A 16,045-nucleotide genomic window follows, 5' to 3' on the forward strand; every position below is an offset into this window, starting at 1 on the left:
ACGAAATTTCGCTACATTACCACAAAATTGGTTTTTATTTCGAATTTGTCAAAAAATACACACTATTATCTAATTTAAATTTGATTCGATTTTTGCAAGACCCGTAAACAATAACGTTATCATAATTTTGGCCCACTTTATGCTAAACGCTCTGCCAGAGCGCGTTGAAATATGGGGAAGTCCGGCAAAACCACTTTCTCTCTTGCCACATAAATAAAATGGGAGTCATCAAATTTGATGACTCCCATTTTATTTATTATTTATTTATACTATGGCCTTGGCCCTGTACGTACTAACGTATCCACTGCAAGCCTTGTTGCAGGGGCAGTACCCCAATCAAACGCGACATAAAACGTCTTGGTTGCAGGGTCGTAACGGCTGTCATAACCAGGTGTATTTTTTAACCCTGGATTACCAGGACACGTAATGGTAACTTTATTGGTGGTTGTGTTTATAGTAAATATAACTCCATCAGATTCAGGAGTTCCGATACCGCCAACTGCACCACCATTAGCCCATATTTGCGAATCGAACCAAACAGAATTTGGTGTTCTGGTAATCAAGCTAGCTTCCACTCCACTAAAGTTTCCACCGAATGAAAGATCCGGACCTGTTGCTGAATTACGGGTAATTTTTCCTTTAAAATCGAACACGCCATCGTATTGATTCTTAACTGAAATAAGCAAAACGTGCTTACTATAGTTACCACTTAGGGCCTCTGGACCATTAGTAATACGCACCGGTAAACCAAACAGTTTAAAAATATCTTCGTCCGTTTGTACAATGGTCTGTGGTTTTAAGGTTATTGGAAACTTAACCGATTTTTGCCCTGCAGGTATGGTTACCGAACTTGGCATTTCAAAATCTCCTGCCGTTAAAAGCTCATAATCAGATCCGGTAAGTGAATTATATTCTTGCAGTACATTCGGATCAAACTCGATAGTTACGTCCGAACCTGAACTTACCCCCTGGCCAATATAGCCAACTTGTAGCTCTATAACCGCAGTAGCATCACTTGATACTATCCCTGTACTGGTTGTGTTTGGGCTTGAACTTGATGGCGATGCGTCAAATATACCGATAAAGCTTTTGTCAACTCCGGAAAAATCCTGGTCAACGATATCATCCTTCAGACATGATGATAAAGACAGTACCATCACCATTAGAGGGACAATACCTTTTTTTATATAATTGAATTTCATTTTTACCTGTTTAATAGTGTTATACATTTTCTACTAGGAAATTATCTAGGTCCTTTATCCCAAAATATTCGTGATGAATGTGGGTTAATTGTACCCTCTAACGCTACGTTAGCTGCATTATAGTTATACTCACTCTGTGCGTAAATCAGCCTCAATGGAATATTTTTGCCTCCTCGTTCAGGTGAAAATGATAGCAATTGGGCTTGCTGAGCAGCAGATGACAGTATTGCGTCAGCACCATCTAATCTTCTATAATCTACCCAGCCCTCAAAGTTATTAAGACCCATTAAGGCAATATACTTCTGTGTAGCAATAAGCTTAATCTTATTACTATTTGCTGGAGCATCCCAATTTGAGATTGCGTTTGTGAAATAATCTTCAAGTACATCATCAGGAACACCTAAAAATTTAAATGACGATGCTACTGCTGCTTCATAAGCAGTTTTTGCATTACCACCTATCCATCCTCTTTGAATGGCTTCGGCTTGCAGAAATCTACTTTCAACTACGGTAAACAACCATTGTGCCTGAGATGCAGATACGGACAGGCCAGGACCAGATACATCAGCCTGATTAACCGCCTGAGGGCCAGTATTTGGCGTAACCTCACCATAATTACTTCCCAGATAATCTGCCTCAAGAGTTCCTGCTATTGGCGTAACGGCCTCATCAAAAGTATAGAACAAGCGTTCATCGACATAGTTATCGCCATTTACACCATAAATTTGTTTTAGGAAAAAGTTGTTCGCTCTCCAGAAATCGTTTACAGAAGATCCTGATGGTGCTGTATCATATGTATCCCAGAAAGGATTCTGTTTAAGATTATCAGCTACATAGCCAGGTTGCACGTAGGCTCCACCGTCTGTTGGACTAACAGCTCCGCCGAAAGGAGCGGTAATTCCGTCAAGATATCCTTCGGCTGCAGTTTTAGCAAGTTCGGCAGTAGCGTCTCCCGCACTGATCACTTCCGACTGATGGATAAGCAACCTCAATTTTTGTGTATTAGCCAGTTTTTTCCATTTGGTAACGTTGTTGTGAAATACGATATCTACTCCGGCAATTGTAGGATCAGTTGCAACACCAGCTTCGTTTAACAATCCTATTGCTGCATTCAATTGAACGATAAGGTCGGCATATATTGCAGGTCCTTTATCATAGGTCGGCGTAAGGTTTTTTGTTAAATCGAACGCTGCAGAGTAAGGAACGTTATTGTACTGGTCAACCAGATACATGAAGCCTATACTTTTCATAATTTTAGCAACGGCCACGTAATAATTTTTACCAGCTTCTGCTGCTTTTTTCTCGGCAACATCAAAATCATATAATATATCGTACCAGTCATTCCACTGAGCAGCTTCAAAACTAGAAGTGATGTTGTAGCCCTCGGTAGCCGGATTGGCACCATACGTACCTGAACGTGCATAATAACCCATCCATCCGGCGATATTACTAAATGAGGTTGCTGACTTATCTGCCGCACGTTGAATAGCGCGTGGCAGTAAAAGTTCAGGAGTTATCGACTCCTCTGTCGGTGAGTTTGGGTTCTGATTTATATCAAAAAAACTCTTTTTACACCCTGCGGATATGAACAGAATCGATGTAAAAAATATAACGGTTAGTTTTTTCATAACTATATCTTGTAAGTATTTATGATCTTTTATTAAAATTTAATGGCAATACTACCACCTATAGTACGCACCGGAGGATTGATTTGAGGATCTCCTAAACCACCCTGGTTTGTATTTGCAACTCCACCATCTGCTACCGCTGTAGTTCCAGTAAATTCAGGATCTGTATAAATATTTGTTTTAGGAACCCATAAGAAAAGGTTACGACCAACGGCTGTAAGAGATATCCCTTTGATAACTTTTTGTTTGCTTAATAGCTTAGCAGGGATGTCATAAGACAATGCGATTTCACGAAGCCTCCAAGAACTTGCTTTAGTAATAAAGTTACTAGAAGCGTCCATATAAGCATCTGTGAAGAAGTTTTGCGGATTAAGTGTTACGCTTGTATTCGCAATGTATTGTCCCGGATTTGCCGGATCTTCATATGATGAGTTTGGAAGTACAAATGGCTCACGGTTATTAGTCGCAGTATTGTAACCAACACCAGTCCATGCCATTGAGTTACCAATATCATGATATGCGTAATGACCTGTTCTGTATTCGAACAAAGCCGACAAGCTTACACCTTTCCAGGTTACTGACGGGTTGATGCCTATTATCCATTTAGGCATAGTCTGACCAAAAGGTTTCAAGGTAGGATCAACCGTAGGGGCTCCTGTATATTGGTTTACAATAACACGGCCCTGATCATCTCTAAAGTAATCTGTCCCTTTAAGCAAGAAGGCCGAAGAACCAACAATTGCGGCATTAATCACATTATTTCTGGTTTCACCAGTACCACCGATTGACAGTTCAGTTAAACCAGGATATATTTCTGTAATGTTACTTTCGCTATAAGTTGCATTAGTTCTCAACTTTATATTACCGTCTCTAAACGACACTAAAGGTGTTAAGTTCAAGTCTAACTCAAGTCCTTTATTAATAAAGGATGCAGCATTAACCAATGCACCTGTGTAACCTGTAGCACCTGAAGTGTTTATGGTTACCAGCTGATCTGTATTGTTTTGATGATAATAAGTAGCTTCTATGTTAATGCGGTTTCTCATAAAGCTTAAGTCGAAACCAGCTTCTTTATTATTAATAAACTCAGGAGTAAGAACGCCAACTGCGCTGTTATCAACAGAGAAACCCGGTAATGTACCATAAGGGAAACCACTGCCTTGTGAAAAAGTAGCGGCCAATCTATAAGCGCCTATATCAGCATTCGCAGTTTTACTCCATGACCCACGAAGTTTAAAGTAAGAAAGGATATCGTTGTTCTTTAAAGACTCTATGGCATCTGTAAGTACAAAAGATGCATTTACAGCAGGGTAAAAATAAGAGAATTTACTGTCGCTGTTTAAATATAACTCCGAAGTTACGTCATTACGACCAGTCACCTCAACGTTTGCCCAACCTTTATAGCTTAAGCTTGCACTACCAAAATAACCAGCAAGTCTGGTACGTGAATTTGTTACACCACCAGTTAACTCTCCGGCTCTGTTACCCACGTTAAATAGTTCGGGAACTACAAGATTAGCAGCAGAAGGTGTACTTAAGCGTGTGTCACGCTGGCGTAGAGATGTTCCTAAAACAGCACCTACTTTAAAATCCCCAAACGTTTTGCTGAAGTTTGCGAAGAATTCTGATTGTAACTGGCTGTTTCTTCCAGAACGTTCGGTAAGTGCTCCAGGAATGATCTTAAACGATCTTCTCAAACCAAGTGCATTTGGCACCTCACCTCTAGAAATGTTTCTGTCATTTACAAGATTCATATTTAATGAAGCCCTGTAAGTAAAGTTAAGCCAATCAACAGCTTTATAGTTTAATTCTAATATAGAAGACAGATTTTCTCTTTTACCTTCTCTTCTCCAGTTATCTAAAGCAAAGTAAGGGTTTAAACCATAATCAGTAAAATAACCATTGTATTCAGCAATGGGATTATTCTTGAAATCTTTGAACGAAGTAAGAGGAATGTGAGCAGGAGTATTATAAATTAAGTTCTGAAGACCTCCATTTAAACCTACGTTGTTTGCGCCGTTATAGTCAGACATCGCATCATCATCAAATACACTATAGTTTGATTGTGCATAGTATGTATTAAATGAAGCTTTAAAACGCCCGTACTCTTTGGCTGCATTTAAACGCACACTTGTCCTACGGTTCTTATCATCTGGAACAATCCCCTTAACGTTCGCATCCTGTACACTTAAAAAGAAATCTTTAGCGGCAAAAGAAACGTCGTTTTGGATAGTTACACCTGTATTCCAGAAGTCTTCTCTTGAATTGTTTGCCGAAAATGGAACCTGCTCAGCAACACCCTCTCCATCAGAGAATTTGTGCCCGATATCTACAGTAGAGCCATCAAATGCAGGTCCCCACGACCAGTTTTCGTACGGAGTATACACTTTTGAGCCATCCGCATCGATAAAACCGCTACCAAATTTTGTTTGAAATTTAGGGAAAAAAGAAACGCTTGTGAATTGCGTAGAGTTTTTCACCATAATCTCTGGAGTCTCAGCACCTTTTTTGGTGGTAATAACGATAGCTCCGTTTCGTGCATCCGGGCCATAAATAGCCGCAGCGCCAGCACCTTTTAGGATTGTTGAGCTTTCAATGTCATTAGGATTCAGGGTAGACATATAACTTAACGGAGTAGGGACCCCATCAAGCAATAACAAAGGATTGTTGTTACCTGTTAAAGAACGAATACCACGTAAATTAATCTTTACATCTTCGAATACACCACTGTTAACAGTTGAAATGTTCAAACCAGAAACTTTACCCTGTAAACCATTAGCTACGTTAACAGAGCTGGCTTTGGTTATTTCAGCACCTTTTAAATTCGTGGCCGCATAACCCAGCTCCTTCGCCTGTCTTTGGATACCAAGCGCACCGGTTATCACAACTTCACTTAAGTTCTGCGAGTCAGAGGTTAATGCCGCATTCACCACATTAGATGTAGCAACCTTGGTTTGGGATCCATACCCCAGATAAGAGAATACCAACTCTACTGAGCCAGATGGAACAGATAAGGAATATTGACCACTTGAATTTGTTTGAGTACCTACTTTAGTACCCTTAATCACAACTGTCACACCCGGAAGAGGCAATCCATCGCCTTGGTCCGTAACTGTACCAGTAATTGTTCGATTTTGCGCCATTGCAGAGCCCGCAACAAACAGCAATATGAACAAACTTTGTAGAAGTTTTTTCATAAAAAATTAAAATTTAGGTTAGTTAATAATATTTGAATATACGAATTTGATATGCTAGCATAAATGATTTAATGCGCATTGAAATTAAATGACATAAAAATGACACAATAAACACAACATCGTTATAGCAGAACTATTGGTTAACAAAATTTAATATTGACTTTTAACCAATAAGCATCAATAACCTTCAAAAAACATTGAAAAAGTGGCATTCACCAAAATATTTAACATATTTTAACACTATGTCTCACAAAATTTAACTACCTAGATTTTTAATTTCAATGCCAACATCCTGATTTTCAGAAACATCTAATTAACCAGAAACACAGCATTGATAAACATCTGTTTTCCGTTCTCCCAGAACGACCTGAAAAGTATATCACTTGCAAGATAAATTACGGTCCCTTTTGAGACTGATTGAATGCCAAACAACATTCCATTATCCAACTTTTTCAACACATCCTTGCCCACTACACCAGCCACATAACTATTTGGCTTCAAGACACCTACACTCCAATCTTTATTTAAAAGCTCGTAGATTTTATCATCCGTTTTCAAGGCATAATAATAATCTCCCAAGCCAGCAGATATTGGATGGCTATGATCCAGATTAACTTTAAAAATAGCCCCAGGAATGGCTTCTGACAAATCATCAAGATTGCGTTCTCCATACTTTCTTGCCCTATTAACCTTTATGTCATTTTTTACACTCTCTCTCAATCTAATATTAAAAGGCTTTTTTCCTAGTGCACTTGAAATTGCACCTTCAAACAAAATTATTTTCCCCCCATTCTCAATCCAACTCTCCAATTTCTCGTCAATATCTTCGCTATAATTACCATCTGGCATAATCAAGGTATTTATCTTATTGATATCCAGCTTATCTATGTTATACGCAGTTATCATCGTAACGGGGTAGTTCAGTTCTTGCTCAAAGAAATGCCAGGCCTCACCAACACCTTGAGTAGAGATGCCTGTGCCGGCCACTATAGCTACTTTAGGCACATTTAGAATAGGATAAACGTTTGAACCGAAATCTTTACCCTTATCTACATAACCACTTGCAGAAGTATAAGCTCCAGCATTTAGGTCTTTTTGTATACGGGAAATCTTAGACGAAAGCCCCTTTACTTGTCGCTCATTCTCTGTTCGGTATACCAATAACGATCCGGCAGGAAACACCTTAGTACCAATAGTAAACGCTTGTTCAGCCGATCTTACCTTAATGTTTGCCCGCTGCAATGCAATAAGAACCTGCGCATCTTCAGTCGAATTCCACTTAAAAATCCAGGCGTAAGGCTTCTCTGCTACTTCAGACTGCTCCTTAAATTCTTCTAAAGCGGGGTAGATTCCTTTTACAGATTCTTTACTTGCATACGCTTTTAAACCGTAAACATATGGCAAAGCCCATGCGGTAATGTCGTAGGTATTAGAATCATTAACAGTGGTTTGGGGTTCAAATAGCACATTAGCCAAAACAGCCTTTGGTTGCCGCAGATTTACAATCAGGTCATTCCTATCTACCTTAAAGCCCTCTACTTTCTTTGTTTCATAATTATAGCCCCGCATGTTCTTATCCAATCCAAACCCATACTCAATGCCGTTCTTTTTAAGGAGTTCGGCAAGCTTCTTAACTTTACTCAGATTTTGCGCCTTCACTACATATGTTTTATAAATACCCGGAGGATTCGCAACCGCTTTTTCAAAATAGAGTTTGAACTCCTTTACCAGCTTATCGGCATTTTTTGAAACCGTTTCAACAGTAGCCATACCGGTAGTATAATGGTGACTGATCCTTTCCTTAAGCGTAAGCGTATCTCCATCAATAGTTACTACAGACAGGCCGGCACCAATTCCCCCTTGTTCATAAGTCATTCCTACGGCACCATTGTATAAGGGATACGTATCTCCGTAAGAGGGATAAAGCAGGTCGAAGCGTTCCTTAGTAAAATACTGCCATCCGTTCTCATCAAAATACTTAGCATTGTTTTTTCCAACGGTGACCTGAAACTCACGCTGCCAGGGAGTAACATCCTGATGGATCGGCTCGGCCGCAGGCGCAAAATAATAGGGCTCATTATAACTTTGTTCATGAAAGTCCACATGAACCTCTGGCATCCACTCATGGTATACCTTTAACCGTTGCTGTGTTTCTATCTGTGTTTGCCAGGCCCAGTCTCTGTTTAAATCAAAATAATAATGGTTCGATCTACCACCTGGCCAAGGCTCTGAGTGTTCTCTTGCCATTGGGTTAGCATTGGGCTTATGCCCACTAACCGAGTTAAAATAACTCACATACCTTTCTCTGCCATCCGGATTTAGGCATGGATCTATAATCACAATGGTGTTCTTTAACCAATCTTTAATGTCATTTGTTTGTGCTTCAGCAAGAGCAAATATGGTTTTCATAGCCGTTTCAGTAGAACTGGCTTCGTTCCCATGCACATTGTAGCTTAACCACAATATAGCTGGCTGTTTACCTTTCGGTGCTGCTGATGCCTCGGCTTTACTCAGACTTACATTATATTTTCTGATTTGCTCTAAATCATCTATGTTTTCTTTTGAGGATATTACTGCAATTAACAGCTCTCTTCCTTCGTAAGTTTTGCCATAGCTTACAATCTTTATGTTCTTTTCTTTACTGCTTATGTATTTAAAATAATCGATAACCTTATCATGTGATGTAAATTTACTTCCAAGGGCATATCCTAAAAACTCATCCGGAGACTTTGTCTGAGCATCTGCAACACTTAAACCTAAGAGCAAAAACAAAAAAGGCAGCAGAAAGTATTTCATATCGACGAATTAAGACTCCAAAATACTAATTTTACCATATTAATTATTCATTTTATCTATGGCCGCCATCGAATCCCTTTATCAGCATTATTTAAAGCACCCTGTTATATGTACCGACACAAGGAATATTACTCCTGGTTGCTTGTTTTTTGCCCTAAAGGGTGATAATTTTGATGCCAACACTTTTGCAGAGCAGGCCCTTACAAATGGCGCAGCATATGCTATTGTAGATAACCTTGCATACAAAACCAGCAAGCAATGTATTTTGGTGCCTGATGTACTGACAACATTACAAGATCTTGCCAAACATCACCGCTCACAATTAGATATACCGGTTATAGGTTTAACTGGTAGTAATGGCAAAACAACTACCAAAGAACTAATAAAAGCGGTTCTTTCCGAAAAATATAAAACCTTTGCCACCAAAGGCAATCTAAACAACCACATTGGTGTACCCCTTTCTATTTTATCATTAACCAATGATACCGAGATTGCAGTAATAGAGATGGGCGCCAACCACCAAAAAGAAATAGAGTTTCTGTGTACTATAGCGCAGCCGACTCACGGTTTAATTACCAATGTAGGCATGGCCCACTTAGATGGCTTTGGAGGATTCGAAGGTGTTAAAAAAGGGAAAGCAGAGCTCTATGCGTATCTAAAGAACAATCATGGCTTTGCTTTTATTAACAGGGATAACTCCTACCTTTTGGAAATGAGTGCTGCTGCTGACCTTGACAAGGTTATCTATTACGGCACAGAATCAACAGATACAATATCAGGAAAGCTGATTAAAACAGATCCATTAATTGAAATTTCATGGTCAGACAAAGTAGCCAGTTACCAAATAGCTGTTAATTTAACCGGATCTTACAATTTCGAAAACATATTGGCGTCTATATGCATTGGAGCATTTTTCGATGCTACTCCTTCAGCAATAAACAAAGGTCTTTCTGGATACTACCCCAACAACAATCGCTCACAAATCACAAAAACGGAGAACAACACAGTAATATGTGATTTTTATAACGCAAACCCGAGCAGCATGACTGCTGCCCTAAATAACGTTTCTCTTTTAACTGCCGACAAAAAAACTGTAATTATAGGAGATATGTTTGAGCTTGGTCCAGAATCTGCGGAACAACATGATCTTATTGCCAAACAAGCCGAACAGCTCCATGTAGAAACACTTATTTTTATTGGGAAAGACTTTTACGCATTAAAAGATAGGTACAAAGGGCACTTTTTTAGCACCAGGGATGAGGCTCAGAAATTCTTAAAAAACGATCCTATAAGGAATAGTCTTGTGTTACTTAAAGGATCAAGAGGTATGGCACTAGAACAACTGCTTCCTTTACTTTAGTTCGACCTTTATCCCCGCATCACTGATCTCAGCAAGCGGATTATCGCGCATATTCTGCTCTATTTCCAACTGATATTTACCGGCAGCGGGGAATTTGTAATTGGTAAGCAAAGGCAAATTATAGGTAAACAAGTTACCTGAACCCGAACCGTTCCACTGCCCATCTGGTTGTGCCAATCTATACTCGTAACGTCTAGTGTGTTTTTCCTGCCCACTTCCGCTTATATGGAATAAAACAAAAATATTTGAATACCTGTAATCCGCGGTATGGCGCAATTTAAAATAGATATTATAAGGCTTACTGCTGTCGGTAATTTCAACTAATGTTTTAACCTTGTTAGGGTAGCCCCAGTTACGTGCAGGCATAGACATATTGCTATCCACAAGCGTATTGGTATCGCATCCGCTAAAAAAGAGAATGATTAAAACTGAGGACAGCAGTAAAACTTTAAAATTATTCATCCTTAGGCTTTTCCTTTTGTTTTTTCCTTCGGTTATTGTTTCTATTTCTATTCCTGTTTGCCGACGGCTGACCAATGGCGGCACCTGGTTGCTCGGGAACAGTACCTTCGGCAGCCTGAACTACAGGCTTATTGGCTGGTTTAGGGTGTTGACCTTGTTTCGGATTCTGAACAGGTTTTGCTCCCGGCGCAGGCTTAGGTCCTTTCTCAGGTCTGGCGCCTTGTACAGCTGGCTTAGGCCCCTGTGCAGGCTTAGTATTTTGAGGGGGTCTTGGTCCTTTTTCAGGCCTGTTTCCGCTATTCCTATTTTCGTTGGTCTTGTTAGGATTATTTCTATTATTCTTGTTGCCTTTATTTCTAGGTTTATCGTCTAAACGGGTTAAACTATCTTGTCCAACAACATTTTCATAATCAGGTATTTTCTCTACAACGGCTACCGGAGTTAACTCAACAGCCTCTTCTTTAAGATTAATTGGCTTCTGTCCGCGTTTATTCATTGCCATGATCTCTTTCACACGGTCAACTTTAAGTGGGATCCAATCTTCTGTATTAGGATAACTGAACCACATAATCTTTTTAAAGATGTCTGTTTTTTGGTGACGGGCAACTCCAATTTCAGTTTGTAGGCTTTCAATACGATCAGGGATGTCTTTTAATGCATCTAAATACGTATCCAGCTCATAATTTAAGCAACACTTTAGCTTACCACATTGACCTGCAAGTTTTAAAGTATTCAAAGAAAGGTTCTGATATCTGGCCGCAGCTGTCGATACCGTTTTGAAATTGGTTAGCCATGTAGAACAGCAAAGTTCGCGACCACAAGACCCAATTCCACCTAACCTTCCGGCTTCCTGACGCATTCCAATCTGGCGCATTTCAATCCGGATTCTAAAGGTTTCAGCCATCTTTTTGATCAGCTCCCTAAAGTCAACACGACCCTCTGCAGTATAAAAAAAAGTTGCCTTAGTTTTATCTCCCTGGTAATCAACATCGCTGATTTTCATGGACAGACGTAAATCTAAAGCAAGGGTACGTGCTTTATGCATCGTTTCCCATTCCAAAGCCTTGGCGATCTTCCATTTTTCGACGTCTGCCTCAGTAGCTTTTCTGTAAACTTTTCTGGTTACCTGATCAATAGTTGCTTTACGGCGTTTCATTTGCATGCGCACCAGTTCCCCGGTTAAGGAAACATGGCCGATATCATAACCGCCTGTAGGACCTTCAACAGCAATTAACTCCCCTATTTCGAGGTATATGTTCTCGCTATTCAGGAAAAATTCTTTCCTGGCACCCTTAAATTTAACTTCTATTACTTGAAAAGGTATATAATTTGAAGGCATGTCAAGATTAGACAGCCAGTCGTAAACTTCCATTTTTCCGCATCCTCCAGTAAGGCAAGAGCCATTACTTTTGCAACCCGAGGGGGCACATCCGCCACCTGTAGAACAACTTCCACATCCCATAATTAACTATATATATATTGAGTCCCTTTCGGGAGCGTTTTAAACTTAATTATTTTTACCAGTTGTAAAGATACATCTAAAAACAGAATTTTAGGATTTGCATTTCTCTCGATATGATAGTGCGCCTTTTCCAGCTCTGAAATAATGGCGTCTGCCATATTAAGATTAAGTACATGGGTTGATAGCCGTTTTGCCGTGTCCATAGCTGAACCAGGCAGCTTAACCAGCTCTTCTGCGCCACTTAATAACAGGCTGCATTCTCTTAAAAAACTAATCCCGTACTTTAAAAAATTCTTTTGATTTTCTCTACCCCAGCCCGCAATCTGATCTACAAAATTGGTTAAATCTAAAACCCTGTTGCCATATCCCATCCTCAGCCATTCCGCAAATTTCTCGGCGTTTTCATTTTGTGTATTGGCCACCAATTGCTTGGCCTCAATCAAATTTCCATCTGCAAGAAAGCTATACTCTGTAGCCTGATTTTCTGACAAACCAAATTCATCCATCAAATAACTTTCAACAGTAGAATGTGGTAGTTTAGGAATCTTAACAATCTGCGTCCGCGACAATAGCGTAGAAAGAATCTGTTCCTGGTTGTTTGCCACTAAAATAAACAGGGTGTTTTGCGGTGGTTCTTCAATAATCTTTAATAAGGAGTTTCCTTCTTTATCCAGATATTCGGGCAGCCACATGATCAGCACTTTCGTCTCGGCCTCAAAAGCTTTATAACTTAATTTTTTGATGATATCATGACACTCGGCAATGTTAATGTTTGCCTGTTTATTCTCTGCACTTAATTTAGATCGCCAAATATCCATGTCAAAATAAGGATCAGCAAGCACCATACTCCGCCATTCATCTAAAACATCTACTGCTGTTTTTACATCTTTAGAAGCGAAAAAAGGGTAAGAAAAATGTAAGTCCGGGTGAATATATCTTTCATATTTTCTGCACGAAGAACATTCACCGCAACTGTCATCAGTCTGTTTATCAAGACAGTTAATATATTGGGCATAGGCAATTGCTAAAGGCAAAGCACCACTTCCTTCTGACGAAAGAAACAACTGCGCATGACTTATCCTATTCTCAGCAAATGTTTGTATCAACTGCTGTTTTATGCTTTCCTGACCTATGATATTCTTAAACTGCATTTGGTGCAAAATAGCAAAATTTTAACACTTGCCTATAACGGCACTAAAAGTTGCCTGCCAGATTTTATTATCTTTGCCCACATGCCCAGAATTTTAGCTTTTGATTATGGAACCAAGCGTATCGGATTAGCCGTTACAGACCCCCTGCAAATTATTGCCACGGGACTTGATACCATACACCCCAAAGACGCTATAGAATATCTAAAAAAATATCTTTCAACAGAACAGGTAGAAGCCTTTGTTTTTGGCGATCCAAAGCAAATGGATGGTTCTCCTTCGGATTCTGCACAGCATGTAAAAGGCTTTGCCAGAACCTTAAAAAGAACCTTTCCTGATATCCCCCAACATTGGATTGATGAACGGTTTACTTCTAAACTAGCCCATCAAACAATTATGCAAAGCGGATTAAAAAAACAAGACCGACAAAATAAAGAGCGCGTAGATACCATCTCGGCTACTATTATTTTGCAATATTTTATGGAACAGCACCGTTTATAGATTGCATTTATTAAAATTATATGAGCTTAATCAGCGATGACATGCAGCAGCTTTTGCTTAATTACTGTGAACCAGAAAGCGAATTGCTACAAAAAATAGACAGAGAGACCAATTTAAAAGTGCTGATGCCACGCATGCTTTCAGGCCATTATCAGGGCCGGGTACTTAGCTTTCTAAGCAAAATGACAAACCCTACCCGAGTTTTGGAAATTGGCACCTTTACCGGCTATGCCACCCTTTGTCTTGCTGAAGGATTAACAGAAGACGGAATTATTTATACGCTAGATATAAATGAAGAGCTGGAAGACATGGTACGCCACAACTTTGCCCAATCTGATTACAACAGCAAAATAAAATATATCCTTGGCGATGCGACCCAAACGGTGAACGCATTAGAAGAAACCTTCGACCTTGTCTTTATTGATGCCGACAAGAAAAACAATGGCACCTATTATGATCTTGTTTTCAACAGAATCAGGCCTGGCGGACTCATTATAGTGGATAACGTACTGTGGAGTGGAAAAGTACTGAACACCAATCAGGATAAAGACACTAAAAATATCACTACATTTAATGACAAAATTGCGGCAGATGACCGTGTAGAAAAACTCATTTTACCTGTTAGAGATGGGTTATTTATCATCAGAAAAAAATAAGGTATGTTTAAATCATTACTGTTAGTTTGGCTTAGTGCTATCACCATAACATTTAGTGCCGGCGCTCAAACCACAGCAGAATATATTGCAGAGCATGCAGCATATGCGCAAACACTGATGCGGGAACATAAAATACCTGCCAGTGTTATTCTTGCTGTTGCCATACACGAATCAGCATCCGGCACAAGTAAAATTGCCAGGTATCTTAACAACCATTTTGGAATTAAAGGCGCAAACAGCAATACCGAAATTCGTTCGTCCTATAAGGATTACCCCTCCGTGAAGGAGTCTTATAATAGTTTTTTGGGATTCTTAAAAAGCCGATCATCTTTTACCTCGCTTTTTGAGAAATATGATCAGTTTGATTACAGAAACTGGGCCAGAGGTATACAGCGTGGTGGCTATGCCGGAAGTAGAACATGGGCATCACAGATCATCGGAATCATTAAAAAAAATGACCTTTCGCAGTATGACGAACGACCTGATGATTATGTAGAGCCACCTGCAGCTGTTGTCGCTACCAGATCCAGATCAGCAAAGAATTCAAGATCAACATACACAGTTAAAAGAGGCGATAGCCTAAATAAGATAGCAAAATTGAGGGGAACAACCGCAGCCTCACTAATGAAAAAAAATGGGCTAAAAGGCGCTGCGCTTAAGCCCGGACAAAAACTTAAACTATAATGAACAAAAGAATAATCATCCTTGCCGCCGTGGTGGTATTTTTCTCTGCCTGCAAAACAAAAAAATACAGTCGCAACAATAAAGCGATCGAAAAAGCAGCAGACAAAGCAAATCCGGAATATAAATCGCGTACTACAGTAATGTATATTGATGAATTCAAAGATGTGGCAATTGAAGAGATGAATAAATATGGTATTCCGGCAAGTATTACACTTGCGCAGGGCATTATTGAGTCGGGAAGTGGAAATAGCAGTTTGGCAAAATATGCGAACAACCACTTTGGCATCAAATGTACTTCCGAATGGAAAGGCAAGGGATATTATAAAGACGACGATAAGGCCAATGATTGTTTCCGGGTTTATAAAGACGCCAGGGAATCTTACCGGGACCACTCTGAATTCTTAAGAAGAAAGCGCTACAGCGCTCTTTTTGAGCTTGATAAAAACGATTATAAAAACTGGGCTGTAGGTTTAAAACAAGCCGGTTATGCTACAAACCCTAAGTATCCGGATCTGCTGATCAATACCATCGAAAAGTATCAGTTGTATTTTTATGATATGCCAGAATCTGAGAATGAAAAACTAAAACGCGAAGACCGTGTTTTCTCAGAAATCAACGCGAACATCCCTCAGGAAAAGAAAAAATTCACCCCTGTCGCCACGCCTCCTTCAAAACAAGTAATTAAAACTCCGGATACATTAAAAATAGGTGCTCCTGCTGTAGTAATTAACACTCCTGATCCTGTTTCCTCAACAAGTTTAGAGAGCCCTTACACCGTAAAACAAGGGGATACTCTTTACAACATCTCCAAACGTTTTAACATCTCTGTGGATGATATAAAGGCGCTAAACAACCTTGCAGACACAGGCATCAAGATTGGGCAAAAGCTTGTGTTAGTTAAATAATGTTAATGTTTATTAAGCGCAGATAGTTATCTTGTAGTTTTGTA

The 16,045-nt window shown here is 39.6% G+C and carries 12 protein-coding genes; 5 read left to right on the forward strand and 7 right to left on the reverse strand.

From position 1 onward, the window contains the following. Nucleotides 1-269: 269 nt before the first annotated feature. The 4 genes from AC6CH7_RS20055 to AC6CH7_RS20070 all read right to left on the reverse strand — a co-directional run bounded on the left by AC6CH7_RS20055 (nt 270) and on the right by AC6CH7_RS20070 (nt 8,823). Entirely contained in the window at nt 270-1,202 is a 933-nt protein-coding gene (locus AC6CH7_RS20055) for a DUF1735 domain-containing protein (RefSeq protein ID WP_498264407.1), read from the reverse strand. Between the two features lie 41 nt (nt 1,203-1,243). Next, a complete protein-coding gene (locus AC6CH7_RS20060) occupies nt 1,244-2,830 on the reverse strand; it encodes a SusD/RagB family nutrient-binding outer membrane lipoprotein (RefSeq protein ID WP_498264408.1) in 1,587 nt (528 codons plus the stop codon). Nucleotides 2,831-2,862: 32 nt separating this feature from the next. Next, a complete protein-coding gene (locus AC6CH7_RS20065) occupies nt 2,863-6,027 on the reverse strand; it encodes a SusC/RagA family TonB-linked outer membrane protein (protein ID WP_498264409.1) in 3,165 nt (1,054 codons plus the stop codon). A 309-nt stretch (nt 6,028-6,336) separates the two neighbouring features. Then, complete coding sequence (locus tag AC6CH7_RS20070) at nt 6,337-8,823, reverse strand: M14 family metallopeptidase (protein ID WP_498264410.1); 2,487 nt, start codon at nt 8,821-8,823, stop codon at nt 6,337-6,339. 58 nt (nt 8,824-8,881) lie between these two features. Between AC6CH7_RS20070 and AC6CH7_RS20075 the strand changes: the two genes are divergently transcribed. Beyond that, nucleotides 8,882-10,183, forward strand: coding sequence for a UDP-N-acetylmuramoyl-tripeptide--D-alanyl-D-alanine ligase (locus AC6CH7_RS20075; RefSeq protein ID WP_498264411.1), 1,302 nt, complete (start codon nt 8,882-8,884; stop codon nt 10,181-10,183). Here AC6CH7_RS20075 and AC6CH7_RS20080 read toward each other — a convergent pair. Genes AC6CH7_RS20080 through AC6CH7_RS20090 form a run of 3 tightly spaced genes read right to left on the reverse strand, consistent with a single transcriptional unit; the run spans nt 10,175 to nt 13,258 of the window. Beyond that, a complete protein-coding gene (locus AC6CH7_RS20080; RefSeq protein ID WP_498264412.1) occupies nt 10,175-10,645 on the reverse strand; it encodes a gliding motility lipoprotein GldH in 471 nt (156 codons plus the stop codon). The genes AC6CH7_RS20075 and AC6CH7_RS20080 overlap by 9 nt on opposite strands. Beyond that, entirely contained in the window at nt 10,638-12,107 is a 1,470-nt protein-coding gene (ricT, locus tag AC6CH7_RS20085; protein WP_498264413.1) for a regulatory iron-sulfur-containing complex subunit RicT, read from the reverse strand. Before ricT ends, AC6CH7_RS20080 begins: the two co-directional genes overlap by 8 nt. Before the next feature lie 2 nt (nt 12,108-12,109). Further along, nucleotides 12,110-13,258, reverse strand: coding sequence for a DNA polymerase III subunit (locus AC6CH7_RS20090; RefSeq protein WP_498264414.1), 1,149 nt, complete (start codon nt 13,256-13,258; stop codon nt 12,110-12,112). An 81-nt stretch (nt 13,259-13,339) separates the two neighbouring features. On the opposite strand from AC6CH7_RS20090, the gene ruvX reads away from it, so the two are divergent. From ruvX to AC6CH7_RS20110, 4 genes are read left to right on the forward strand one after another with little or no spacing between them, the layout of a single operon-like run. Beyond that, nucleotides 13,340-13,756 carry a Holliday junction resolvase RuvX gene (gene ruvX, locus AC6CH7_RS20095; protein WP_498264415.1) on the forward strand — a complete coding sequence of 139 codons (417 nt, stop codon included), beginning with the start codon at nt 13,340-13,342 and terminating at the stop codon, nt 13,754-13,756. A gap of 20 nt (nt 13,757-13,776) precedes the next feature. Beyond that, nucleotides 13,777-14,412: an O-methyltransferase gene (locus tag AC6CH7_RS20100; RefSeq protein ID WP_498264416.1), complete on the forward strand. Its 636-nt coding sequence runs from the start codon at nt 13,777-13,779 to the stop codon at nt 14,410-14,412. Between the two features lie 3 nt (nt 14,413-14,415). Then, nucleotides 14,416-15,096 carry a glucosaminidase domain-containing protein gene (locus AC6CH7_RS20105; RefSeq protein ID WP_498264417.1) on the forward strand — a complete coding sequence of 227 codons (681 nt, stop codon included), beginning with the start codon at nt 14,416-14,418 and terminating at the stop codon, nt 15,094-15,096. Further along, nucleotides 15,096-16,001: a glucosaminidase domain-containing protein gene (locus AC6CH7_RS20110; protein WP_498264418.1), complete on the forward strand. Its 906-nt coding sequence runs from the start codon at nt 15,096-15,098 to the stop codon at nt 15,999-16,001. The genes AC6CH7_RS20105 and AC6CH7_RS20110 overlap by 1 nt, the downstream gene beginning before the upstream one ends. Nucleotides 16,002-16,045: the final 44 nt, after the last annotated feature.

The organism is Pedobacter sp. GQ55 (genome assembly GCF_059758925.1).

Coding starts and splice junctions, on each gene's coding strand:
- AC6CH7_RS20060 (WP_498264408.1), bottom strand. CDS start 2,830: ATGAAAAAACTAACCGTTATATTTTTTACATCGATTCTGTTCATATCC.
- AC6CH7_RS20080 (WP_498264412.1), bottom strand. CDS start 10,645: ATGAATAATTTTAAAGTTTTACTGCTGTCCTCAGTTTTAATCATTCTC.
- AC6CH7_RS20055 (WP_498264407.1), bottom strand. CDS start 1,202: ATGAAATTCAATTATATAAAAAAAGGTATTGTCCCTCTAATGGTGATG.
- AC6CH7_RS20070 (WP_498264410.1), bottom strand. CDS start 8,823: ATGAAATACTTTCTGCTGCCTTTTTTGTTTTTGCTCTTAGGTTTAAGT.
- AC6CH7_RS20075 (WP_498264411.1), top strand. CDS start 8,882: ATGGCCGCCATCGAATCCCTTTATCAGCATTATTTAAAGCACCCTGTT.
- ruvX (WP_498264415.1), top strand. CDS start 13,340: ATGCCCAGAATTTTAGCTTTTGATTATGGAACCAAGCGTATCGGATTA.
- AC6CH7_RS20065 (WP_498264409.1), bottom strand. CDS start 6,027: ATGAAAAAACTTCTACAAAGTTTGTTCATATTGCTGTTTGTTGCGGGC.
- AC6CH7_RS20100 (WP_498264416.1), top strand. CDS start 13,777: ATGAGCTTAATCAGCGATGACATGCAGCAGCTTTTGCTTAATTACTGT.
- ricT (WP_498264413.1), bottom strand. CDS start 12,107: ATGGGATGTGGAAGTTGTTCTACAGGTGGCGGATGTGCCCCCTCGGGT.
- AC6CH7_RS20110 (WP_498264418.1), top strand. CDS start 15,096: ATGAACAAAAGAATAATCATCCTTGCCGCCGTGGTGGTATTTTTCTCT.
- AC6CH7_RS20090 (WP_498264414.1), bottom strand. CDS start 13,258: ATGCAGTTTAAGAATATCATAGGTCAGGAAAGCATAAAACAGCAGTTG.
- AC6CH7_RS20105 (WP_498264417.1), top strand. CDS start 14,416: ATGTTTAAATCATTACTGTTAGTTTGGCTTAGTGCTATCACCATAACA.